Source organism: Bartonella sp. M0192, from assembly GCF_016102305.1.
GTDB lineage: Bacteria > Pseudomonadota > Alphaproteobacteria > Rhizobiales > Rhizobiaceae > Bartonella > Bartonella apihabitans.
Genome location: NZ_JACFOU010000001.1, coordinates 2082425 through 2105800, shown reverse-complemented (window position 1 = coordinate 2105800; position 23376 = coordinate 2082425). Strand labels below are relative to the sequence as shown.

General features: G+C 46.7%; 21 protein-coding genes. 7 read left to right on the top strand and 14 right to left on the bottom strand.

What is annotated here, in order from left to right:
• Window positions 1–187: 187 nt before the first annotated feature.
• The gene (pth, locus tag H3S82_RS09200; protein ID WP_198237138.1) at window positions 188–901 is read right to left on the bottom strand and encodes an aminoacyl-tRNA hydrolase; all 714 of its coding nucleotides are present in this window, start codon (window positions 899–901) and stop codon (window positions 188–190) included.
• A 57-nt stretch (window positions 902–958) separates the two neighbouring features.
• Window positions 959–1618: a 50S ribosomal protein L25/general stress protein Ctc gene (locus H3S82_RS09195; protein ID WP_077972154.1), complete on the bottom strand. Its 660-nt coding sequence runs from the start codon at window positions 1616–1618 to the stop codon at window positions 959–961.
• A 302-nt stretch (window positions 1619–1920) separates the two neighbouring features.
• Here H3S82_RS09195 and H3S82_RS09190 point away from each other — a divergent pair, with 302 nt between their 5' ends.
• On the top strand, window positions 1921–3450 hold the full coding sequence (locus tag H3S82_RS09190; RefSeq protein WP_077972153.1) for an ATP-binding protein: 1530 nt from the start codon (window positions 1921–1923) through the stop codon (window positions 3448–3450).
• A 188-nt stretch (window positions 3451–3638) separates the two neighbouring features.
• Here the strand turns inward: H3S82_RS09190 and H3S82_RS09185 are convergent, their stop codons facing one another.
• The 4 genes from H3S82_RS09185 to lgt form a co-directional block, all read right to left on the bottom strand.
• Window positions 3639–4571 (bottom strand): ribose-phosphate pyrophosphokinase, encoded by a 933-nt coding sequence (locus H3S82_RS09185; RefSeq protein ID WP_077972152.1) that lies wholly within the window; start codon window positions 4569–4571, stop codon window positions 3639–3641.
• A 642-nt stretch (window positions 4572–5213) separates the two neighbouring features.
• Window positions 5214–6053 (bottom strand): peptidoglycan editing factor PgeF, encoded by an 840-nt coding sequence (gene pgeF, locus H3S82_RS09180; protein ID WP_370541258.1) that lies wholly within the window; start codon window positions 6051–6053, stop codon window positions 5214–5216.
• The gene (locus H3S82_RS09175; protein WP_198232789.1) at window positions 6050–7153 is read right to left on the bottom strand and encodes a class I SAM-dependent methyltransferase; all 1104 of its coding nucleotides are present in this window, start codon (window positions 7151–7153) and stop codon (window positions 6050–6052) included. The genes pgeF and H3S82_RS09175 overlap by 4 nt, the downstream gene beginning before the upstream one ends.
• The gene (gene lgt, locus H3S82_RS09170) at window positions 7146–8036 is read right to left on the bottom strand and encodes a prolipoprotein diacylglyceryl transferase (protein WP_198232788.1); all 891 of its coding nucleotides are present in this window, start codon (window positions 8034–8036) and stop codon (window positions 7146–7148) included. Before lgt ends, H3S82_RS09175 begins: the two co-directional genes overlap by 8 nt.
• A 366-nt stretch (window positions 8037–8402) precedes the next feature.
• Between lgt and H3S82_RS09165 the strand changes: the two genes are divergently transcribed.
• The 3 genes from H3S82_RS09165 to H3S82_RS09155 all read left to right on the top strand — a co-directional run bounded on the left by H3S82_RS09165 (window position 8403) and on the right by H3S82_RS09155 (window position 9984).
• On the top strand, window positions 8403–8702 hold the full coding sequence (locus H3S82_RS09165; protein ID WP_198232787.1) for an accessory factor UbiK family protein: 300 nt from the start codon (window positions 8403–8405) through the stop codon (window positions 8700–8702).
• Window positions 8703–9052: 350 nt separating this feature from the next.
• Window positions 9053–9553 carry a YbjN domain-containing protein gene (locus H3S82_RS09160; protein ID WP_198224175.1) on the top strand — a complete coding sequence of 167 codons (501 nt, stop codon included), beginning with the start codon at window positions 9053–9055 and terminating at the stop codon, window positions 9551–9553.
• Between the two features lie 92 nt (window positions 9554–9645).
• Window positions 9646–9984, top strand: coding sequence for a tRNA-binding protein (locus H3S82_RS09155; RefSeq protein ID WP_077972142.1), 339 nt, complete (start codon window positions 9646–9648; stop codon window positions 9982–9984).
• A 667-nt stretch (window positions 9985–10651) separates the two neighbouring features.
• On the opposite strand, the gene H3S82_RS09150 is transcribed toward H3S82_RS09155, so the two are convergent.
• The 3 genes from H3S82_RS09150 to H3S82_RS09140 all read right to left on the bottom strand — a co-directional run bounded on the left by H3S82_RS09150 (window position 10652) and on the right by H3S82_RS09140 (window position 13021).
• A complete protein-coding gene (locus H3S82_RS09150) occupies window positions 10652–10849 on the bottom strand; it encodes a DUF3008 family protein (RefSeq protein WP_198224178.1) in 198 nt (65 codons plus the stop codon).
• Between the two features lie 117 nt (window positions 10850–10966).
• A complete protein-coding gene (locus H3S82_RS09145; RefSeq protein WP_198232786.1) occupies window positions 10967–12307 on the bottom strand; it encodes an ATP-binding protein in 1341 nt (446 codons plus the stop codon).
• A gap of 9 nt (window positions 12308–12316) precedes the next feature.
• A complete protein-coding gene (locus H3S82_RS09140) occupies window positions 12317–13021 on the bottom strand; it encodes a response regulator (RefSeq protein WP_077972139.1) in 705 nt (234 codons plus the stop codon).
• Between the two features lie 493 nt (window positions 13022–13514).
• On the opposite strand from H3S82_RS09140, the gene H3S82_RS09135 reads away from it, so the two are divergent.
• On the top strand, window positions 13515–14159 hold the full coding sequence (locus H3S82_RS09135; protein WP_198232785.1) for an MBL fold metallo-hydrolase: 645 nt from the start codon (window positions 13515–13517) through the stop codon (window positions 14157–14159).
• A 179-nt stretch (window positions 14160–14338) separates the two neighbouring features.
• On the opposite strand, the gene H3S82_RS09130 is transcribed toward H3S82_RS09135, so the two are convergent.
• The 5 genes from H3S82_RS09130 to H3S82_RS11335 form a co-directional block, all read right to left on the bottom strand.
• Window positions 14339–14482 (bottom strand): hypothetical protein, encoded by a 144-nt coding sequence (locus tag H3S82_RS09130; protein WP_198232784.1) that lies wholly within the window; start codon window positions 14480–14482, stop codon window positions 14339–14341.
• A 613-nt stretch (window positions 14483–15095) separates the two neighbouring features.
• Window positions 15096–15566 (bottom strand): BA14K family protein, encoded by a 471-nt coding sequence (locus tag H3S82_RS09125; protein WP_198224184.1) that lies wholly within the window; start codon window positions 15564–15566, stop codon window positions 15096–15098.
• Window positions 15567–15798: 232 nt separating this feature from the next.
• Window positions 15799–16014 carry a cold-shock protein gene (locus tag H3S82_RS09120; protein WP_077972136.1) on the bottom strand — a complete coding sequence of 72 codons (216 nt, stop codon included), beginning with the start codon at window positions 16012–16014 and terminating at the stop codon, window positions 15799–15801.
• Between the two features lie 1191 nt (window positions 16015–17205).
• Window positions 17206–19953, bottom strand: coding sequence for an excinuclease ABC subunit UvrB (gene uvrB / locus H3S82_RS09115; protein WP_198232783.1), 2748 nt, complete (start codon window positions 19951–19953; stop codon window positions 17206–17208).
• A gap of 668 nt (window positions 19954–20621) precedes the next feature.
• Window positions 20622–21371, bottom strand: coding sequence for an SH3 domain-containing protein (locus H3S82_RS11335; RefSeq protein WP_304504603.1), 750 nt, complete (start codon window positions 21369–21371; stop codon window positions 20622–20624).
• A gap of 343 nt (window positions 21372–21714) precedes the next feature.
• On the opposite strand from H3S82_RS11335, the gene greA reads away from it, so the two are divergent.
• The gene (gene greA / locus H3S82_RS09105; RefSeq protein ID WP_075868874.1) at window positions 21715–22188 is read left to right on the top strand and encodes a transcription elongation factor GreA; all 474 of its coding nucleotides are present in this window, start codon (window positions 21715–21717) and stop codon (window positions 22186–22188) included.
• Window positions 22188–23252: a glycosyltransferase family 4 protein gene (locus H3S82_RS09100; RefSeq protein WP_198232793.1), complete on the top strand. Its 1065-nt coding sequence runs from the start codon at window positions 22188–22190 to the stop codon at window positions 23250–23252. The genes greA and H3S82_RS09100 overlap by 1 nt, the downstream gene beginning before the upstream one ends.
• The last annotated feature ends 124 nt before the right edge of the window (window positions 23253–23376 follow it).

The following is a 23376-nucleotide window of genomic DNA, read 5'->3' as shown; positions in this document are numbered from 1 at the left end:
GCAACTGCTTGAGGCAGGCACAGCTTGGGGCAGGAATGGCTTGAGGTCGGAATTGCTTAAAACGGGAATAGCTTGAAACAGGAATTGTGTGAAGCAGGATTGTTTAAGGCCGGAATTGCTCAAAGCACTTATATAACACATAAAACGAGCGGCTATATGTGCCCGCCAATCGCCAAAGCGAATTGGTCTAGTCGTTATTTTTGAAAAGCTTTTTCAACATGTCGGCCATCGGGCCGGTGGCCGGAAGTTCTTTTGGTTGGGCGGGGCGAGCCTGTCTGATGTGGCTTTGCTTTTTGGGCTTGTCGCCACTGTTTTTATGGTCGCTTTCGGCGTCTTTCTCATGTGCCAGTGAAATGCGGTTCATAAACAGGCTGTCTTTGCCGTTTACGAGCAAGCCGAGATTGTCAGCCAATAATTGAAGAAGAGGGTCAAGCCATTCATGATCGGCTTTGGAGAAATTGCCGAGCACATGGTTTGTTACTTGTTCCTTTGATGGGGGATGGCCGATGCCGATACGAATGCGGCGATAATTGTTTCCACAATGGGCGTCAATGGATTTGATGCCGTTATGGCCGCCGCTGGAGCCGCCGGTTTTGACCCGCAATTTTCCGGGGACAAGATCAAGCTCGTCATGAATGACAATGATGTTTTCCGGTTGCAGTTTATAAAAACGCATGGCTTCGCCAACAGCCTGACCGGAAAGATTCATATAGGTTTGAGGTTTAAGAAGAAGGACTTTTTCACCCTCTATCGTTCCGCTGGAAATAAGTGCGTTAAACTTTTTATTCCACGATGAGAACTTGTATTTGCGATTGATTTCATCAACCGCCATGAAACCGATATTGTGGCGGTTATCCTGATATTCGAAACCGGGATTGCCGAGACCGGCAATGAGCAACATGGATAAACCTCACTTGGAAAGAAAAGGCGAAAAAATTTTTCCGCCTTTTTAAAAAAATTATTCAGCTTTTTCTTCAGTTGTCTCAGCAGGTGTTTCCTCTGTTGCTGCTGTGGCTTCATCGGTTGCCGGTGTTTCATCTTCAACAGGCAATGCAACAGGAGCTGCAATGGTTGCAATGGTGAAATCGCGGTCCTTGATGAGCGGCGTAACGCCTTCCGGCAATTTGATGTCGGAAATGTGGACGGAATCACCAACTTCCAAACCGGTAAGGTCAACCTTGATAGCTTCCGGAATATGGTGAGCCGGAACAGCAAGTTCGACTTCGTGGCGAACAATGTTCAAAACGCCGCCGGTCTTGATACCAGGAGCTTCTTCTTCATTGAGGAAGTGGACAGGAACATTGACGTGAACAACCGATTTCTCTGTAACACGCAAGAAATCGACATGCATCGGGAAGTCACGTACCGGATCAAGCTGGTAATCGGTTGGCAAAACTTCAATCTTCTCGTTGCCGACTTCAATCGAGGCAATCGTTGTGAAGAATGCACCACCGTGAATCTTGTAAAAAATGTCCTTATAGGGAAGGGCAATGGAAAGTGCAGGCTTTTTATCGCCGTAAATAACTGCTGGAACAAGACCGTTGCGGCGAAGGTGACGAGAGGACCCCTTACCAACCCGTTCGCGTGCTTCGGCCTTGAGTGTATAAACTTTGCTCATGGCTTAAGTCCTTTTCAAAAATTGGAGATCCATGCGGGGAATGTTCAACAGCTCCGGACATGAATATGGAATAAGGGCAAAGACTGTCCCCGTTCCATTCCACGCTGCCTCCAAGGGTGTCGACGTGGATTGGGATGCTATAATGGAAAGATTGCGAGCTTGCAAGAGTTGTGGGAAAAAATGACGTTTTTTTCACCTTTTGACAAGGAAATGCTAAAAGGAATCATGGAAAAAGAATCAACCATATTTTTATTTTACTATTCTCGGAGCCTTTTCACGGTTCGGCAATTGATGGCTTGGCAATGACGGTCGACATCAATCTTGGAACTATTTTTGAACGTGGCGCCTTGACCGGCTCGAAAGTGGCGAGCCTTGATCTTGAAGAATTATTGGCAACCCGTTTGCTGGTGCAAGGCAATTCCGGTTCGGGAAAATCGCATTTGTTACGCAGGCTGCTTGAACAAAGCGCCCATTGGGTGCAGCAATGTGTGATTGATCCGGAAGGGGATTTTGTCACGCTTGCCGACAAATTCGGCCATGTGGTTGTCGAAGCACAACGCACCGAAGTCGAATTGACACGTATTGCCGCGCGTGTGCGCCAACATCGCGTTTCTGCTATTTTGAACCTTGAAGGGCTTGATACCGAACAACAAATGCGTGCTGCAGCCGCCTTTCTGGGCGGGCTTTTTGATGCCGAGCGCGATTATTGGTATCCGCTTCTGGTGGTGGTGGACGAAGCACAATTATTTGCTCCCGCTGCCGCAGGCGATGTTTCCGACGAAGCGCGCAAGCTTTCGCTTGGAGCCATGACCAATCTCATGTGTCGTGGTAGAAAACGTGGACTTGCCGGTGTGATTGCCACCCAGCGCCTTGCGAAACTTGCAAAAAATGTCGCAGCCGAAGCTTCGAACTTCTTAATGGGGCGGACATTTCTTGATATTGATATGGCGCGTGCTGCCGATCTTTTAGGCATGGAGCGCCGTCAGGCGGAAATGTTCCGCGATCTTGAACGCGGGCATTTTGTAGCGCTCGGTCCGGCTTTGTCGCGCCGCCCGCTCCATGTGGTCATTGGCCCCGTGGAAACAGCTGCCCGTTCGACAAGCCCCAAACTTCTTCCTTTGCCAGAAGCGCCAGTCGATGCGGAAGACCTGATCTTCACACCATCGCCTGAAGAAATGATTATGCCGATAAGGCGCGCCGCACCTCCGCCACCGCCCAAACCGACCAATGAAATATTGGAAGAGCTGGTGCGCCAGAAGCAGGAAGAACCACAAGAAGCTCAAAGCCTCTTTCCTGAAATTGACGAACAGGAACGCGAAGCCGAACTTGATGCGGTATTACGCGAAATTGTTGATGATAAAGATGCTTCTTTCCGTTCGGTTGCAGTGCTTTATCAGGATTTTCTGGTGCGCTGCCGCATTCACCGTGTTCCGGGAGAACCGCTTGATCTTGCCCAGTTCAGGCGCAAACTTGCACTAGCACAAGCCGCTATTGACGAGGAAACAGCTTCAAGCGAAACGTGGCAAAAAGCTTTAGCGCTTTCCGAAACTTTGACCGATGATATTCAAGGTGTGTTTTTGAATGTCGCCGAAGCTGCCGTGAGTGGCAAACCATGCCCTTCCGATGCAACGCTTGCCCGCCTTTATGGTACGCATTCTATGAGTCGCGCACGTCACCTTCTAACCTATTTTGAAGAACGCGGGCTTCTGGTGGTAAGAACCGATTTCGGCGGCAAACGCATTGCCGCTTTTCCCGATCTCGGCCTCGAGACATTGCCGGGCGACCCCGATGCACCGGACGATTTTCAGAACAAAAGGGATGCAGCCGAATAAAAGCGCATTTGCCCAAAAAGTGACGAAAGATCTACGTTCACATGGAAAGATCGAGTTTCATAAAAAACTTATGACCGACAAAACATCCGGTTCAGCAGCAGCTCCGGTTCGATAAAAGCTTCGATTACATAATAAAAGACCGCAGAAACAAAATCTCTGCGGCCTTCTTTCGCTAACAAATGAAACTTTTAATCAAACAGGCTTGAAACCGATTGTTCGGCTGCTGTGCGCGAAATAGCCTCGCCGATAAGGTCGGAAATAGGCAAAACGCGAATATTGGGAGCCTGTTCAACAGCCGGTGTCGGCATGATGGAATTGGTGATAACAAGCTCTTTCAGCTTGGAACCGGCGATGCGGGCAATAGCGCCGCCTGAAAGAACACCGTGGGTAATATAGGCGGTTACACTCTTCGCACCTTTTTTCAAAAGGGCTTCGGCAGCGTTGCAAAGTGTGCCACCGGAATCGACAATGTCATCAAGCAAAAGACAATCTTTTCCCGAAACATCGCCAATCACATTCATAACTTCCGATTCACCGGGGCGCTCGCGGCGTTTGTCGACGATGGCAAGCAGGCAATCAAGGCGTTTTGCAAGTGAGCGGGCGCGAACAACACCGCCGACATCCGGTGAAACCACCATGACATTTTTGAGCGAATAGTTGTTTTTGACATCGCGTGCAATAACGGGAACCGCATAAAGATTATCAGTCGGAATATCGAAAAAGCCTTGAATTTGGCCTGCATGAAGATCAAGCGTCAAAACGCGGTTTGCGCCGGCTTCAGTCAATAGATTGGCAACAAGTTTGGCTGAAATCGGTGTTCTGGGGCCGGGTTTGCGGTCTTGTCTTGCATAACCGAAATAAGGAATAACAGCAGTAATGCGGCGTGCAGAAGCGCGACGAACCGCATCAATCATAATGAGCAGTTCCATTAAATGGTCATTGGCCGGATAGGATGTCGACTGGATAAGGAAAACATCCTCACCGCGAACATTTTCATGGAGTTCGACAAAAATTTCCTGATCGGCAAAGCGTCTTACCGTTGCTTTACCCATAGGAATGTTGAGATATTTGGTTACGTCTTCGGCAAGGCGTGGGTTGGAATTGCCGCAGAAAAGTTTCATGGCTTGGTCCCTGGCTCTAAAGAAAACAGACTTTCTGGGAGCGGTTTTAACTTTTTGTTATCAGATTGCAAGAGTTCATATTGTCACTCGGTCCATTTTTATTTGAATGTTTTGTTTTTGCACCGGTAAAAAAATAATATTCCGAAAAAAAGCGGAGTTTCAGTGCATAACTGTCAGATTATTGACCAACTGCAAATTCCGCAGGTTTTGCTTCATTCTTTCAAACCGGCTTTTTTATGCGCCATGTTTTAATGAGCGCTTTTTTTAATGCACTGTGTGTTAATACACTCCATGGCGTTTGCTTGATTAAAAAGTGTGTTTCTCTTTGCAAAAAACACAAGACTTTACGAAAACCGGTACCGGTTTTTCTTCACTCAATGTGATTCCCGCTTGTTTGTGGTTTTATCGCGGGCGCAGTTTGTCTGTCTTATCAGGTTCAAAAATGAAACTCCGCTTCAAGGTTTAATGTGAAAGGGAACTTTCCTATCATTTCGCGATCAAGCTTGTTCACGGATTGGTCACAAGCCGGTTTCAACATCCTTATGAAATTGAAACGGGCAAAGACAACTTTAAAGAAACAGCATGAAACAAAGCCAAATCAGTTGGCACTCACAAAAATCCTTGTCAGAACATCGAACATATTCACGAAATGGTAATAACAGAAATCTGCCGTCCATAATCGGGTTCGTTCAAATGTGTCTTGCGACGATAGGAAAAAAAACGTTTTTCATCAGCATAGGTACAAAGCTTCAGGCAATCGCCATGGACACCGGCCTCATCAAGGCGGGCTAACACAAAATCCCAAAGGTTGAAGAAGAAATGTTCGAAGCGTTCTGACGGAACAAAGAATTTTTTGTATGAGGCACAACTATTGACGAAAGTTTCGTAAAATTCTTTGCCAACCTCGTAATGTTCGGGGCCAATTGACGGTCCCAATGTTGCAACAATATCTGCCCGTTTTGCGCCCAGTGTTTCCATCGCTGCAACAGTATTTTCGACAACACCTGCCAAAGCACCTCTCCAACCGGCGTGTGCAGCACCAATGACGCGGGCTTTCGGGTCTGCAAAAAGGACAGGTCCGCAATCGGCTGTCAAAATCCCCAAAGCGAGTCCCTTTTTATTAGTGACCAAGGCATCGGCATGTGGTCGTTCACCTTTAATCGGCTCGTTGATGATCAATGCATGGGGAGAGTGGATCTGATAAAGATTAATCAGGTTTTCCGGTTTTATCCCCATATAGGCGGCAACAATAGCGCGATTTTTTTCGACATTTTCTTTGTCGTCATTGGAGCCGCGACCAAGGTTCAAGCTTTCGTAAATCCCGTGGGACACGCCGCCTTGACGGGTAAAAAAAGCATGGTTTATGCCTGCTTTTTCCAAAACTTTAAGGGAAGGTGAAAAAACCGGCGATGGCAATTGTGACATGTGAATGACCGTTATATTTGGTTGTCTTATCGTGGCGTTTTCAAAACGGCTTGTCAATTATGGGATGTATTGCCGGCAGTAAACAACCGGTGAAGGCCGGTTTTTTTGTCACTCAGACAAAGCACTTTAAAAAGCGTTCCCATTTCGTTTGGTGCGGCCAATCTTTCCACTACTGAGCGTATTTTTTCCTGAACAGCGGTACCTTTGTTTGCGCCCAATTGACCGGCTCGTTCAATGAGCCCCATGCCGGTTAGAAAGGCGCCTTGTGTGATGACACCTGATAAAATCCCTTGGCGTTCAGCAATGACTTCAAGTGAAGAAAAGTCGACATGGCTTGTCAGGTCATCTTTTCCGGGATTTGCAAAAATATTGCTGAATGCGTGACGGGAAATTGCCTGCAATGTGTCACCATAGGGAAGGCCGGTGCTGCCGTAATCGATAAAAAGTGCCGAGCCGTGATGGCGGGAGAGATGTTTTAAAACCTGTTCCACAAATTGCAGCCTTGCGGGTGAAAGCTCCAGAACCGAGCCTTCGGGCAAATCCTGATATTTCTTCGGCAAGCCTGTTTGATCAAGCACATTGTTGCCAACAGCAAAGCCTAGCTGATCATTGTCGTCTGTTCCAATAAGCCGTTCGTGCCATTGACCGTCAATTTTGATGAACTGGTCAATCGGCAAAGCATCAAGAAATTCGTTTGCAACGAGAATAAGCGGGGCGGCGGGGAGTTTGTCGACATCCTTGAGCCAATAGATTTTATCGCGATAAGCAGAAAGTGCCTGTTTCTGTTGTTGAATGAGCTTGTCGGAGGTTTCGACCATCAAAACATTTGCCGCTTGAAAACATTCGACCGAGAGCTTTTTGATTGTGCGTAACAAATCCTGCATCAATGTGCCGCGTCCCGGCCCCAACTCGCAAAGGCTGAAAGAAGAGGGTTTATTCAACGTGTTGAAAGTTTCAATCACCCAGATGCCGATAAGCTCGCCAAACATCTGGCTTATTTCCGGTGCGGTAATGAAATCACCTTCTTTGCCGAAGGGAGTAGCATTTTTGTAATAGCCGTTTTGTTCGTCGCTCAAGGCCAATGTCATGAAGGTGCTCACCCGCATTGGTCCCTGAAGCGCGATCAATTCGCAAATTTTGGTTTTAAGATCACCCATTGCTTTTTATCGAATGAAGTCCGGCTTTGTTTTCCGGAGCGTGTTTGAAAGCCCGCCAAATAGCGTAAAGGCCGAAGAGCACCATGGGAAGCGACAGGGCCATACCATAGGTGAAACCGGTACCGGAAAAAACATGACTGAACCATTCAGGATCTTCACCGGGGACACGGAATATTTCGGAAATCATGCGGGCAATGCCATAACCGAAAATAAAAGTGCCTGAAACAATTCCGGGTTTCCGCAAGGCTTTAAATGCAAAAACCAGAATGGCAAGCACGATGAACAATATGAGGCCTTCCATTAGCGCTTCGTAAAGCTGGCTCGGGTGGCGGGGAAGATAATCGGGATCGCGCGGAAAACAGATTGCCCATTGAACATTTGTCACATTGCCCCATAATTCCTGATTGATAAAATTACAAATGCGCACCACACCGAGACCAACAGGCACGCCGGCAGCAATGGTGTCAAACATGGTCCAGATACCGATCTTGTGTTTTAGGGCAAACCAGATCATCGCAATAATGGTACCGATCAGCCCGCCATGGAAAGCCATGCCACCGTCCCAGACGGCGATGATTTCGGCCGGATGGCTGAAATAATAGTGCGGGTCCCAAAATAAAACTTGCCCGAGACGCCCGCCGACAACAACACCGATAGCCGCCCAGACTACAAAATCACCCAATAATTGCGGGATCATCGGAGGAGTGTCGTTATACCAGAGTGATTTTTTCCGGAGAAGAAATCCGCCATACCACCAGGCGAACAAAATACCGATGACATAGCCGAGCCCGTACCAATGCAGTGCAACCGGTCCGATTTGAACAATGATCGGGTTCAAAAAATCGGGAAAAGCAATGGCAGGGCAAGGGGGAAGATCATTCATGGCAAACTACTATATCCTGAAATTTTAAAAGCGAAGATGACCGAGGAACCTGTTCCGGTCAAGTCTCAATTCCGATTATGAAAGTGTATCAGCTTTGCTGAAAATTTTAAACTATCGGACTTTTTTTCCGGCTTGGGGCGCGCCTTCAGGTTAGAGAGCTGTTGAAGTTTCTGTGCTGTTCGCAAAAAATGAGGAAGCTTATAGAGCGTTTTCACGTTGTAAAAAGAGCTTGATCTAATCGCATTTTTTCTCTTGAGGTGGTGCTACCAGAAAACGGCTATCCTCATTTTAAAAAAATGTTCTATATGTTAGCTTGAGTTAGATTTCTAATGGGCTTCGAAACAGTTTTAAAAAAGGATAGGCTAAATGAGTAATGGACCCAATCGCGTTCTTGATGATCTTGCAAAAATGATGACCGATGCAGCCGGTGCTGCACAAGGTGTACGCCAGGAAGCCGAAACAGCTTTTCGTGCCCAGTTGGAACGTGTCCTTAATAAATTCGATTTTGTTCATCGTGACGAGTTCGAAGTTGTCAAAGAAATGGCAGCCAAAGCACGTGAAGAAGTCGAAGAATTGAAAAAACGTCTTGATAACGAAGAAAATAAGACCGCTTCGAAGGCAAAAACAGCTTCGTCTTCACCAAAAGAGAGCGAAAAGAAAAAATAATCCCCAGTTTTTCTTGGCTGTGAATAAGTCAGAAAAATGCTTAATCCAGAGTCTCTTAGGACAGGTCGGAACTTTGTTTTCGACCTGTTTTTTTATTCTTGAACAGCTTTTTGAATCAGGGGGACTAGCACTCTCAATTTAGATCAATACACTGAAAACTAAAGATGATTCGCGAACAGATCGAAATCGGGGGTTATGATTAGTTCGCGATTTATGTACGCAAATGGGTCAGTGTTTTATGCGTTTATAGGATTTAAAGGATCGTGCGGGCAACTGGAACACAGTGGTAACACTGTGATGGCGGCTTTTGCTGTTTTTTATGCGAAAACGCATTGGAATTGAGGAATGAAATGAGGCTTGCCGTAGGCAACTTGGAACGTGATCTTCATCCTGTTGATTTGGTTGAACAGGTGGCCAATGGACATGATTGGTCGTTCGAGAGAACAGCCGAGGATGAAATTACAATCAGTGTCGAAGGACATTGGACAAATTATCATATTGCTTTTTCGTGGATAGAAAATCAGGAAGCACTGCATCTTGCTTGTGCATTCGATATTGCCGTGTCAAAACAAAGACAGAAAGAACTGCGCAAACTGGTTCTGGCAATCAATGAAAAATTGCTCATGGGGCATTTCGATTTCTGGGAAGATTCTTCTTCGGTTATCTTCCGGCAGGCATTGTTGCTTTCGGGTGGCTTGCATCCGTCGAACGCACAAGTGGAAAACCTGCTTGTCAATGCTCTTGATGTTTGTGAAACGCATTATAGCGCTTTCCAGATGGTGGCGTGGTCTTCGCTTTCGGCAGAAAATGCACTACAATTTGCTTTATTCGAAACAAAGGGAAATGCCTGATCGGATAGGTTTTTTGACTGTTGGTCAAAAAGTGCCAGCGATAAAAAAGACCGGCGATAAAAAGGGGCCGACAATAAAAAGGGGTATTTGCGGTGGCAGAAATTAATTTTGATGATTTTTTAAAAGTCGATATCCGTGTCGGTAAAATTATCGAGGCAAAAGCTTTCCCTGAAGCGCGCAAACCCGCCTATAAGCTCAAAATCGATTTTGGCAAAGAGATCGGTGTCAAACTTTCATCAGCCCAGATAACCGTGCATTATAAACTCGACGAGCTCGTCGGCCGCGAAGTTCTCTGTGTTGTCAATTTTCCACCGCGCCAGATCGGCCCCTTCATGTCGGAAGTTCTTACTCTTGGTCTGCCGGATGAAAACGGTGATGTCGTGCTTCTCGAGCCATCAAAAGAAGTTCCTGTCGGCGGTCGTATATTCTAAAGAATATCGAAGCTCCGGCTGTCGCGGGAGAAATGACTGAACTTTGACGACGGTATTGCTCGACTGGCTGCGAGAAGATGAAATCGACAGCACGCTTGTTCGGGTAAGGCGAATGAGCCCCGCTTTTTCATGATTATGATCGGGTAATGAATGGCAATATGGCTCAAAACCATTCACTGTATGTTACCCAAAAAGGCCAGTCGGTACTTGGTTTAAAAAAACGGTTGCTCGCTCTTTTCTTTATCAACGCCGGAAAAATGATGGCTTTCGCAATCGGGAATAACCGTTATGCGTAAGGAAAGGCGGGCTTTGTTTCCTCAAAAATAATGTTGTTCCTCTAGAAATACTGAAAAATGGCGTGAGAAACCGGTCTTTTCAGCACACCGATAGGGATTTGTCATTGGCAGGTCATTTTGAATGACGGGGGCAGGCGGCCCGTGTGACTACCAGAGATAATAAATAAATGCTTTGACAAAACGTAGACTTGCGAGACCGGCAAGAAAAGCAAGAGCAACGGATTATTCCCGATGCTCCGATCACAACCGGTCATAAGCCATACTATTACCAAGCAATATGATGATAACAGGGCAAACAGCCTTTTTGAGCCGCTCAAGATGAAAAACAGGACGGGTCGTCTATCAAGGGCGCGACCGCGAAATACCGTTTTTTATTTTTTTGATTTTTTGCCGATAGTGTCGGGTAAATCCTTGCGCTTGGTTGAGGCAAAATCTTCAAGTTGTTCTTCTGTCATGGATTGTTCCATTTTTTTGGAAGCGCCTTGTAGCGAGCTTACCGGTCTTTTGCCACGTTTGGCTGCAAGGGCTGCTCCGGCTGCTTCCTGCTGGACTTTGGAACGAGCTGGCATGATGATTTCCTTTCTGAAAAGAAGAGATGTGCAGGGTAAAAACAGCATCCGAAAGACGATCAGCCTTTCTTCAATACTGTTTCGAAACGAAATGCCTGTTCTTTCTCATATCGGGCGCTAGAGCGGAATTTCAACAATGACGCGCAAGCCACCTGTCGGGCTATCATCAAGCACAATATTGCCGCCATGGCTTCGGGCAATATCCTGAGCAATCGAAAGGCCAAGGCCGGTGCCGCTCGCATCCTGATTGCGCGCCTCGTCAAGCCGGAAGAAAGGTTTGAATACTTCCTCGCGCATATTGGCAGGAATTCCCGGACCATCATCATCTATAATGATGACAAGGTCATTGTCGTCATGAACAATGGCGACATCAACGTTTTTGGCATAGCGGAAACTGTTTGAAACCAGATTGCTGACAAGCCTTGAAAAGGCTTTCGGTTTCAATTGTACGAGAGGAGACCCCTCTATGTGATAAACAAAACCGCGCTCGCGTAATGCCGCATCTTTTTGAAGGGTCTTCATCAATTCGCTCAAATCGAGTTCGCCGACATTTTCGGTTCCCTCGCCACGGGCAAAGGCAAGATAGCCTTCCAGCATATTCTGCATGTCGGCAATATCCTGTTCGAGAGGTGCGGTATCGAAACTTCCTTTTGCCAAAGCCAATTGTAATTTGAAGCGGGTGAGAATCGTGCGCAAATCATGGCTTACGCCTGAAAGCATCATGGTGCGTTGTTCGATCTGCCGCTCGATTCTTTTGCGCATGCGCAAAAATGCAGTTCCGGCACGGCGCACTTCTTCAGCTCCTCTCGGCTCGAAGCCTTCCGGCAAAGGCAGGCCGCGCCCGAAACTGTCGGCTGCTGTGGCGAGCTGCTGGATCGGTTTGATCTGGTTTCTCAAAAAGAAAATAGCAATGATCAACAAAACAAGTGCCGTGCCAATCATCCAGCTTAGAAAAATACCGGTATTCGATGCATAAGCTTGCGAGCGCATGGCAAAGACACGCAAGACATGGTTATCAAGCCGGATGCGGATTTCGACAAGGTCGGAATCTCCCACTGTGTCAATCCAGAACGGACGGTTGATCTGGCGGGTAATTTCTTCACTCAAGAAATAATCAAGAATGGCAAAGAAAGGCTTAGGCCCCGGAGGAGGTAAAGGGTCCGGTGGAAGAATGGAAATATTGAGCCCCATACGCTGCTGGGCAATACGGGTAATATTGTTGTAATTATCGTCTTGCGGATAGGTTTCGATAATGTCGATAATGGCCGAAATATCACGAACAACTGCGGTTGACAGACGCTCTGTCACCATTTGCCAATGGCGTTCCATAAACACATAGGCAATAACCGATTGTAACAGAACCATCGGGGCAATAATGATAATGAGCGAGCGCGCATAGAGGCGCTTTGGCATTTTTTTTGCCAGCCAACGGCCAAAACTGTTGATAGGCCCGGCCATCCGATTATCCTATTCGATTGAAAGCTTGTAGCCGATGCCACGGACTGTTTGCAAATAAACCGGATTGGCCGGATCATTTTCGATCTTCCGGCGTAACCGGTTGATCTGGACATCAATTGTGCGTTCACCAACTTCGCCTTCACCTGTTGCAAGTTTATGGCGCGGAATGGTTGTACCTGCATGTTCGGCAAAGATAACCATTATATCCTGTTCGCGATCTGTGAGCTTGATGACTTCACCGGATTTTTTCAATTCTTTCTTGGCAATCGAAAATGTATAGGGGCCAAACACCAATTGTTCGATCTTGGGCTGACCATTGGAACTGCCACGGCGCAAAATAGCGTTGACCCGCAACAGAAGTTCACGGGGATCAAATGGTTTTGGCAGATAATCGTCGGCTCCCGCTTCGAGCCCGTCAATGCGGCTATCGGTTTCTGACAAGGCTGTCAGCATCAATATCGGAACCGTTTTTGTTTCGCGCAGCGAACGTGTGAGCGAAATGCCGTTTTCGCCCGGCATCATGACATCGACAATCAAGAGATCAAAATCAAGTCCGGCCAATTTGCGGCGCGCTTCATCGGCACTGGCGGCGACAGAAACACGGAAGCCGTTCTGGACAAGATATTGTGACAAAAGACTGCGTATGCGCGTGTCATCGTCTATAACAAGTAGATGGGGAGCGTCATCAGATAATTTTGTATTCTGTTCTGTCATTTTCTCATGTCCGGATTGAAGCAAGTTTATCGGAAGAATCCACCTCTGTCGAGAGAACCGGTTTCTTGTTGCGCCTCATTTTAGGCAATACCATGACAAGCTTGCCAATCTTACCGGATAATATTTGAAAAATAATAGTTTGCGGTAAAACAGTTCGGTAATTTCGTATAATGATATGTGAGTACAAATTTTCTGTTCAAAAGCGATTTTTTATAAATATCGGCGATGTTTTTTTAAAAAACCTGTTCATTGTTTTTAAAAAGCTGAATCAACAAACATTCTATACCAAAGGTTATTTATTTAGAAAAATAGATCAAATAAGCGGTTGTTTTCAGCATGAACGCGAAACAAGAATAGACTTTAATAAAATTTGAAGCCGCAAGCCTTTGTGAAGCCCGAGATGTTTTGCTTGTTGATTTGGCTCTCTTGATATTGATAAATCGACAGTCGATATATTCTCTAAAATTTTTTAACAAAAAGCGAAGGAAAACCGATGGGAAACTTGAAAGCAACAATCATACCGGTAACGGTTTTCCAGCAAAATTGCACACTTCTTTATGATGATGAAACCAAAGAAGGCGTGCTTGTCGATCCGGGCGGTGATTGGCCGCTTATTGCCGAAGCGATCAAAAAGACCGGTGTGAAAGTTGGCGCGATCTGGATCACCCATGGCCATGTTGACCATGCGGGTGGAGCAATGGAAGCAAAGGAAAACTTGAATGTTCCTATCATCGGTTCCAATATTGCCGATAAACCGCTGATGGAAAATCTGGTTGAAAAAGCCCGTTCTTACCGGATGACAGGCATTCGAAATTGCACTCCCGACCATTGGCTTGAAGAAGGCGAAATTCTTGATTGTGGCGGCCATAAATTCGAAGTCTTTCACACGCCCGGTCATGCACCCGGTCACGTTATCTATTTCAATGCGGAAGTAAAATTGGCGCTTGTTGGCGATGTGCTTTTCCACAATTCGATCGGAAGGACAGATTTTCCTTTCTGTTCCTATCCAGATCTTATCCGTTCGCTAAAAGAAAAGGTTTTGCCATTGGGCGATGACGTAACTTTCATCAGCGGGCACGGTGAAATGAGCACAATCGGAGAAGAAAAGCGCCATAATCCGTTTTTACAAGATATTTGAGCGAGAAAAAGTGGGAAGGGTGGCGGTGGTGGCCAAAAGTCTTGAAACAGCTTCTACCGATTAGTGCTTTTGCCCTTTTAATTCCATGTGCATGAAAGACTATCGCGCCACATCAAATCGGTAACAGGCACATTCGAAAGCCTCAGTTCTATTCCTCTTAAGAAGCAGAGGAAACCAGTTCATTGATAATCCGGATTGGCAAAAGAAGCAGTTTTGTCGGTACCAATAAAAGGTTGGTCAATTTGGTAGACCAAATGGCCATTCCTTTTCCACGTCCAATTGACGATAATTTCTTTTACGATATTTTCGATCGCAGCTTTCACCGGCCAAAGCTTCCTATCTTGCTTAATGGCTCTTTCAGAATACCAATATTGTTAATCCTTAGAGTTTCAAGACCGAGAGTGTCTCCGGATTTTTAAAATCGTCAAAATAAACTGTACAACGCCGGATATAATTTAAATGACGAATGCGTTCAAATCGGTTGACATTGCAAAAACGCTTGAAGTCATAACGCGCACTCTCGTGCGCGCGCGCCCCGTGAATTACGGTCATGTGGATTGAATAAGCGGAATTTCGGGGCTGAGTAACGACGCCAACTGGCATTTCACGGCTGATAGACCGGCTTATAGGCAGCCCATGCCGACGGACAATGAAGAGGAGCGGGCGGATAGTAAGGACGAGCTGGCGAATAAAAGCTTGAGGCCAGCTGGATAATGGGCAGGCAGTGGGAAGACTGAGGGATGCGGTTAATTTTCTATGTAGATCATCTTCTGCGCTTCAAATGGTACAACCTCAGAAACGATTGCGTCATCCTGATCAATTGTTCTTTGCTGGGTGCAAAGAGAGGCAAGGTGGCGCTCTTTCTCGAAATATATTGACCTTAAAAAAATACCCGACACACGGCCGGGTATTTTTCAAATGATGAATGCCTTCAAATCAGTTGGCATTGCAAAAATGGTTGAGGCCATCAATGCCACGATAGGTGCCGGTACGCGGATTGAATGACCGGTATTTCGAGGCACAATAACTACGCCAACCGGGAGTCCATGGCTGATAGACCGGCTTATAGGCAGTCGGTGCCGGCGGATAGTAAGGACGAGCTGGCTGATAATATCTCGGAGCAGCCGGATAATAGGCCGGTGGCGGCGGAGCCTGATAAATGACCTGAGGCTGTGAGGGTTGTGACAAGGCGCTGCCAATTAGCGCACCGGCTGCAAGGCCGACGACACCGGCAGCGACAGCATCTCCATGGCCGTGATGATGATGGTGATGATCCCAATAACGCGGGCCATCCCAATATCCCGGACCATGCCAATAATGATCGTGAGCCGATGCACCGGCAAGCGGGGCCACAACCATCACTGCCGAAACGGCAGAAAGCATTGCCAATTTTGCAAAATTCTTCATGGTTGAACTCCTTTGAATTCGCTTCATGAAAACAATTCTATCGCTGATTTTCTGAACACAGCCTGAACGAAGCTTATGACTTTCTTATGGTAAATAAAATATTCATTCTTTTTTTCCATCACAATTTATATTTTTTTGTTACAAGTCATGAGCAAAAAAAACCGGGTTATAAAACCCGGCTTCAAAAAACCAACCGGCTTAAATCCGGCCGATAAAACTTGACCAATAAAACTTAGCCGATGATTGTGATATTCACGGCCTTAGGGCCCTTGCCACGACGGTCAGGTTCGGTATCAAAAGATACTTTCTGAGCATCGGTAAGCCCTGTCAGGCCTGAAGCCTGAACAGCAGAGATGTGCACGAAAATGTCTGCGCCACCATCATCCGGCTTGATAAAACCGAAACCTTTGTCGTTGTTAAAAAACTTTACTTCCCCGGTCTGTGCCATAGAATGTTTCCTCATTCAGTTACCTGTAACAACAGGTCTAATAATAAACACCGCTCCACGCACCATGCGCAAACGGCACCATGCAGGCAGTTCTTGAAGTCTGGAAAGCACTCTATTTACCGGTTACAACACAGCATCAGCCAATAAATTCCATTTTTCAATGGTTCACGGCACCGGTTAAAACCGGATGTCGCATTGTTACCAGCCCAAAACTTATAGCGGTCTTGGCACGCCTGTTAATAGTCTTCCAATGTTCGTAAAATGCCCGAACCTATATAGATTGGATTAATTTCTTGAATTTTGCAAGTGTTTTTATAAATTTATTCTTTTAAATGCTGAAAATTGAAAGTGTAACTGTTGTATAAACCGATTGAAAGTTTTTTGTGGAACAAGTTCAATAACATGTCCGACAAGAGCAGGATCCGGTTAAGGAACAACCTTTTTACACCCTCTTTTTCTTGAGTTTTACGCCGGAAAATTGCTGTTTTTTTGAAGTTATAAAGGGTTGTTATTTTTTATGGAAAAAATGTCATATCGTATTTTTTTGGTCAGACAAAGATTGCTTTAACGGGAGATTGACAGCAATATATGGAAAATGATGACATTTTATATAGATAAGAAAAACACAACGAAAACAATGCGATACAAAAAATATGATGTGCTTTCTGGTCTTCGGAGACAATTTTTTTGAATATCATCTTGTCGGAATAAGTATTCGTCTTGAATTTTATAAAAAGGACTTTTTTATTCCAAAAAACCTCTCTTTCTTTCTATAAAACACGTTTTATCGGTTTGTTTTGAATTTTGTTATGAAAATAGCTCGCTATTCATTTTATCCGGCGCGGCCCGTATCGCAATAAAGTGAACTGCATCGCAATAATGCGGGCTACATCGGAAGGTTGAGGAAGCATTTGAATGATGGGGCTAGATTGCAATAATGCCGATTGGCAGCCGAATAAATATTGCTAAAAATGTGGGAGAATCTCCCCCCTGCGGCAGCGGGACCGATAAAATCGCATGTGGTTGAGAAGGCCCCCCGTTTCATAGTAGACTGAAACGGTGAGCAGACTTCACATGATGCCCTTATGACAGCGTATCACATGATGCACTTATGCCACCGTATCATATGACGTCTTTATCACATGTTGCCCGTACCACAATGAAGCCCCGATCACATGCTGTAGATATGCTTTAACGACCGGGTCTTCCGGTTTTTCCGGGACGGCGGCGTTTGCGCGCGACTTCTACAGGGTCTTCAAAAGAGCCCAGTCCGATACGCTCGCGTTTGATCGGTTTTGCACTTTCGCCGAGTGGGACTTCAGTGCGTTTCACCGTCATTTCATCAAGTGTATTTTTTCTGAATTTTCCGCTTTTCGGGTTCGTTTGGAGAATGCCTACGTCCATATTCGGTCCCATATGGTCAAGGTCGGGTTTGGCAAAGAGCCCCTTTTTGCTGGCTTTGTCGCGTGCCAGTTCGCCACTTTCAATGGTCTTTTCGACATTGCGTGTGAGCGGATCATCGGAAATGGCAAGCTCTGTCTGCTGCAAGCGCTTGATCTCGTCGCGCAATTTTGCCGCTTCCTCGAAATCGAGATCGGCGGCCGCGTCGCGCATCAATTTTTCCAGATGTTCGATATGGGCAGCAAGGTTGTTACCAACCATATTGCCAGCCTCGGCGAATTCGGAAATATCGGCGCGAACATGGTCGCGCTCGTAAACCGAATCGAGAATATCGGCAATATTCTTCTTCACGCTTGATGGTGTGATGTGGTGCTCGATATTATAAGCCTGCTGTTTTTCGCGGCGGCGTTCGGTTTCAGCCAATGCTCTTTCCATAGAGCCGGTTTTGTTATCGGCATAAAGGATAACACGACCATCGACATTTCTTGCAGCACGACCGATTGTCTGGATAAGCGACGTTTCCGAACGCAAAAATCCTTCCTTGTCGGCGTCAAGAATGGCAACAAATCCGCATTCGGGAATATCAAGCCCTTCGCGCAGAAGGTTGATGCCCACAAGCACATCGAATGCGCCCAAACGCAAATCGCGGATAATCTCGATTCTTTCCAATGTATCAATATCCGAATGCATATAGCGAACGCGGATACCCTGTTCGTGGAGATATTCGGTCAAATCTTCCGCCATACGTTTGGTGAGAACTGTCACCAGACTGCGATAGCCTTGTTCGGTGGTTTTGCGGATTTCACCAAGCACATCGTCAACCTGATTGCGGGCAGGGCGCACTTCAACCGGCGGGTCTATCAAGCCTGTCGGGCGAATGACCTGTTCTGCAAAAACACCGCCGGCCTGTTCCATTTCCCAAGCTCCCGGCGTTGCCGATACCGCAATGGTTTGCGGGCGCATGGCGTCCCATTCCTCGAAACGCAAAGGACGGTTATCCATGCAGGAAGGAAGCCTGAAACCATATTCTGCCAATGTAGCTTTACGACGGAAGTCACCGCGATACATACCGCCGATTTGCGGAATGGTGACATGGCTTTCATCGGTAAAGATAATGGCATTATCAGGAATATATTCGAACATGGTCGGCGGCGGTTCACCCGGTTGGCGACCTGTCAAATAACGCGAATAATTTTCAATGCCGGCACAGCTTCCGGTTGCTTCCAACATTTCAAGATCGAATGTGGTACGCTGCTCCAGCCTTTGGGCTTCGAGAAGCCGCCCTGCCTTGTTCAATTCGGCCAAACGGTCACGAAGCTCTACTTTTATGGATTTGATGGCCTGATTAAGTGTCGGGCGCGGCGTGACATAGTGGGAATTGGCGTAAATTTTAACCGATTTCAAATCACCGGTTTTTTGCCCCGTCAGCGGGTCGAATTCGGTAATTGCGTCAATCTCGTCACCGAACAAGGAAATCCTCCATGCACGATCTTCCAGGTGGGCAGGGAATATTTCGATTGTGTCGCCTCTTACGCGAAACGAGCCGCGCACGAAATTGATGTCCTGCCGGCGATATTGCTGGGCAACAAGATCAGCAAGAAGCTGGCGCTGATCGAGATGGTCGCCTACCTGCATCTGGAACGTCATTGCCGTATAGGTTTCAACCGAACCGATACCGTAAATGCAGGAAACAGAAGCGACGATAATAACATCATCACGCTCAAGAACCGCACGGGTTGCAGCATGGCGCATCCGGTCGATCTGTTCATTGATCGACGATTCTTTTTCTATATAGGTGTCGGAGCGTGGCACATAGGCTTCCGGCTGATAATAATCATAATAGGAAACGAAATATTCGACCGCATTATGCGGAAAGAAATTCTTGAACTCGCCATAAAGCTGTGCAGCCAAAGTTTTGTTCGGTGCAAGAATAAGGGCAGGGCGTTGGGTTTCCTCGATGACTTTCGCCATTGTATAAGTTTTACCCGAGCCGGTCACGCCAAGGAGAACCTGTGTGCGGTCGCCATTTTTGATACCTTCCACAAGGTCTTTGATTGCAGTCGGTTGGTCACCGGAGGGAAGAAATGGCGTTTCCATTTTGAACGGAATTCCGCCTTCCGACTTTTCCGGACGGACAGGACGATGTGGTGTCCACAATTTGCCATTTTTAAACAGCGGATTGCCCGAAGAAATGAGCTTGGATAATGCCTCGACAGTCGCAGTTGCACCGCCGGTGGAAATTTTTGACGCGTCTTCAAGCCCGACGTCAAGTCCCGCTACAGGATTAAGACCGGCGGCAGCACGCTGTTTGGCAGTTGCTTTGCCGCCAATGGATGTCCCGCGCGATGTGCGCGTTCCCTTTGTCGATGCTTTTTTGACTTTTACCGGTTTTTTGACAGGCTTTACGGCTGCCTTTTCAATATCTGCAGCCCAATCGGCAATCGACCCGGCTTCGGCAGATTTGCCTGTTGTTTGCCGAGTTTTTCTGGCCGGTTTTTTTACTTCCGTGGACTGTTGATTTTTGGCTGATGACGTCATGATAAGTCAATATGGTAATTCAACAAAAAAATAAAAGAGACGAGGCGAAGTTTGTTGGCAGTTTATACACTATCGTTTGTTGTCAATTTGTACAATATTATCGTCTTTAGTCGGGATTATCGTTTTTGGTCGGGCTTTTCGTGTGGTTCATGGGCTCGTTGCCGGATTATTGCCTGAAAATGATCTTGGAAATTGCTTTTCGAAAATTTTTGACAGGAGTTCACTTTTGTCCGGAACTGAGCCAAGGCTCGGGCGAGGGGTGACTATCCAATAATTTGAGAAAAGTAATCACTACCGATATTCATAAAGGCAAGAATTTCCCGCTCGATTAAAGCGTTAAAACTGACGGAATGCTATGCAAATGCCACTGATCAGACATGAAAGCCGATATGTCAGTTATGATAAAAATTTTTGAGTTCAGTTCATGGAATGATGTTCCGGTTCAAACGGGATTGTACATTGGGTTTTCTTTCAGATTTCTTTTTCATGCGCTGATTGAGATTTAAAAAATTGTCGGTGCGAAGAGTGAAAAGCGGGCAGTCCCGAACGCAAAAAAATGCGGCCGATATTTCTGAAAATAGCGGAAACTATTGTTAAAACATATAAAAACCGGCCGCGTATCGGCTACGCGACCGGAAGGATATTTCTTGGAAAACACGCTCGCGCGGTCACTTATCCGGACCGGTATAAGGAGGCGGCAGTCCGCCACCCGCATGAGACGGCGGTTCAGCCGGTCTTTCAGGCGCAGGAGGAGGTGACGGAGGAGCGCTCGGCTCCGGTCTATATGGTGGCGGCAATCCCTCACTGGCATGTGACGGTGGCCTATCCGGTCTTCCATGGGAAGGTGGAGGATAGCCCGGACCGGGCCTCAATGGCGGCGGCAGCCCCGGTCTTCCATGGGAAGGAGGAGGATAGCCCGGCCCCGGCCTCAATGGCGGCGGCAGCCCCGGTCTTCCATGCGGAGGAGGCGGAGGAGGATAGCCCGGTCCCGGCCTCAATGGCGGCGGCGGAGGTGGCCGATGGCCATCATGCCAATGACGACGACGATGATAACGACGATAATACCAGTCATCATCATAATAATAACCGTCACCGATAATCACATTATATGTCGGAGAAGAATATGACGGATAAGAGGGGCGATTATAGCTGTCATAAACAGCTCTACCATCGCGAAAAGCAAGATAGGTAGCCGAAGCCCAACCGATACGAGGGCCATAATTGATTTGGCACCAATTGCCGGAACACCCTCGCACACCGACTATTGAACCGGAGGGAATAGTGCCACGAATGGCAAAGGCTGTGCTTGGACCATCTCTGAAATTCAACGGGGCAGTTACCAGAGCGTCCAATGCCAATGCTGACTGTGTCGTCAATAAAAACGTACCAAACAGCAAGGAACCGAGTGTTTTCTTCATTTTGCCCTCAAGTTTAGGGGGAATATTTGTCTTGGAGTTATCCTCACCGACTATTGGTTGACAAATTAAGCTAAATTGCAGCAGAGCGGAAGTGTTACAAATTAATTCACAATCAAGTTTTGTTAAGAAAATTATATTTCCGATACTTTCGTTACCCGTTTTTAATTTGGGTAGGAAAAGCAAATTTTTACAGGTGGCAGCAAAACAAATTTTTGGATGAAAAATCTTTTTCCTATGCTATATAATAGAAGGCTAAAAGTTTAGAGACGGGTTCCGGGAGGAGTTCCGGAGGCCGTTTCTTTTTGTTTTCGACGCAAAAACGCGGGAAGGAAAGGATACGATTATGGAAAAATATCCGATGACGACCGGAAGCTATGAAAAGTTGAAAAAAGAGCTTCACTGGCGTCAACACGAAGAACGCCCCCGTATCATTGAAGCAATCGCCGAAGCGAGGGGCCATGGCGATCTTTCGGAAAACGCCGAATATCATGCTGCCAAAGAAGCCCAAAGTCATAATGAAGGTCGTATTGCCGAACTTGAAGACTATGTTACCTGTGCCGAAGTGATCGACGTTTCCAAACTCACCGGAGACAAAGTCAAATTCGGTGCTACCGTCAAGTTGATTGACGAAGACACCGAAGAGGAAAAAACCTATCAGATTGTCGGTGAACAGGAAGCCGAAGTAAAATTGGGCAAAATCTCTATATCTTCGCCGATTGCCCGTGCTTTGATCGGCAAGGAAAAGGGCGATTCTATCGAAGTGAATGCACCGGGCGGTTCACGCTCTTACGAGATTTTATCCATCGAGTTTATCTGATCGGTTGTTCTATGCGTGTGTCGATTGATGAAACGGACGTTATTGCGCCCAATTTCAAAAAACGTTTGTCGGGTGTGACATCGACAATTGTGCAACTCATTCCGTTGCAACGTAAAAAAGGCATACGCATATCCACCATCGGACCGGGATTGCCGGATAATTTGCCCTCGCTCGGCTATCCAAGCTTGTTGAAACTCTGGAAACGGCCAGAGGGTAAACCGTTTCGTATCTGGCATGCGCGGCGCAATGTCGAAATGGTGGCGGGTATTCTTCTGCGTGACCTCTTGCGCATGAAGCTGAAGCTTATTTTTACCTCTGCCGCGCAGCGCCATCATAAGCCTTTTACCAATTGGCTTATCAGAAGAATGGACAGGGTTATTGCAACAAGTGCCCGTTCCGGCTCGTTTCTTGAGGTGCCCTATCGGGTTATCATGCATGGCATAGACCTTGACCGGTTTACCCCGCCTGCAACATTTGAAGATACATTCCAATCGACAAAACTTCCCGGCAAATATGCGGTCGGTTGTTTCGGGCGGGTTCGCCACCAGAAGGGAACCGATCTTTTTGTCGATGCGATGATTGAATTATTGCCGCATTATCCTGACTGGACAGCCATTATTACCGGCCGCACCACTGCCGAACACAAAGATTTTGAAAAAGAACTGGAACGTAAAATTGCTACTGCCGGTCTTCAAAAGCGCATTCTCATTCTAGGCGAGGTTGATGATATACGCGTCTGGTATCGTCGCGTAACGCTTTACGTTGCCCCATCGAGAAACGAAGGTTTCGGGCTTACACCGCTTGAAGCTATGGCTTCCAAAACCGCTGTTGTGGCAAGTGATGCGGGTGCTTACAAGGAACTTGTCACAGAAGGCACAGGAACAGTCGTTCCCGCTGGCAATGGCAGAGCATTGACAGACGCGATAAAACCCTATCTGGAAGACCCTGAAAAGACTATTGCCATGGGCGAAAAAGCCTTGGAGCATGTGCAAAAAGACTTTCCACTCGATAAAGAAGCAAGCTCGATTGACGAAGTTTATCAGGAACTGTTTAAAAGCAAATGACTCGCCATTTTTTTCTAGTGAAGTCTGTTGGCGGTCTTGTCGCCTCATAGAACGAGAGCAGGCTCTATAGCTTCAATTCGTAGAGGCCCGAAAGAACAAAAAAGTGAAGACGCCTGATTGAATT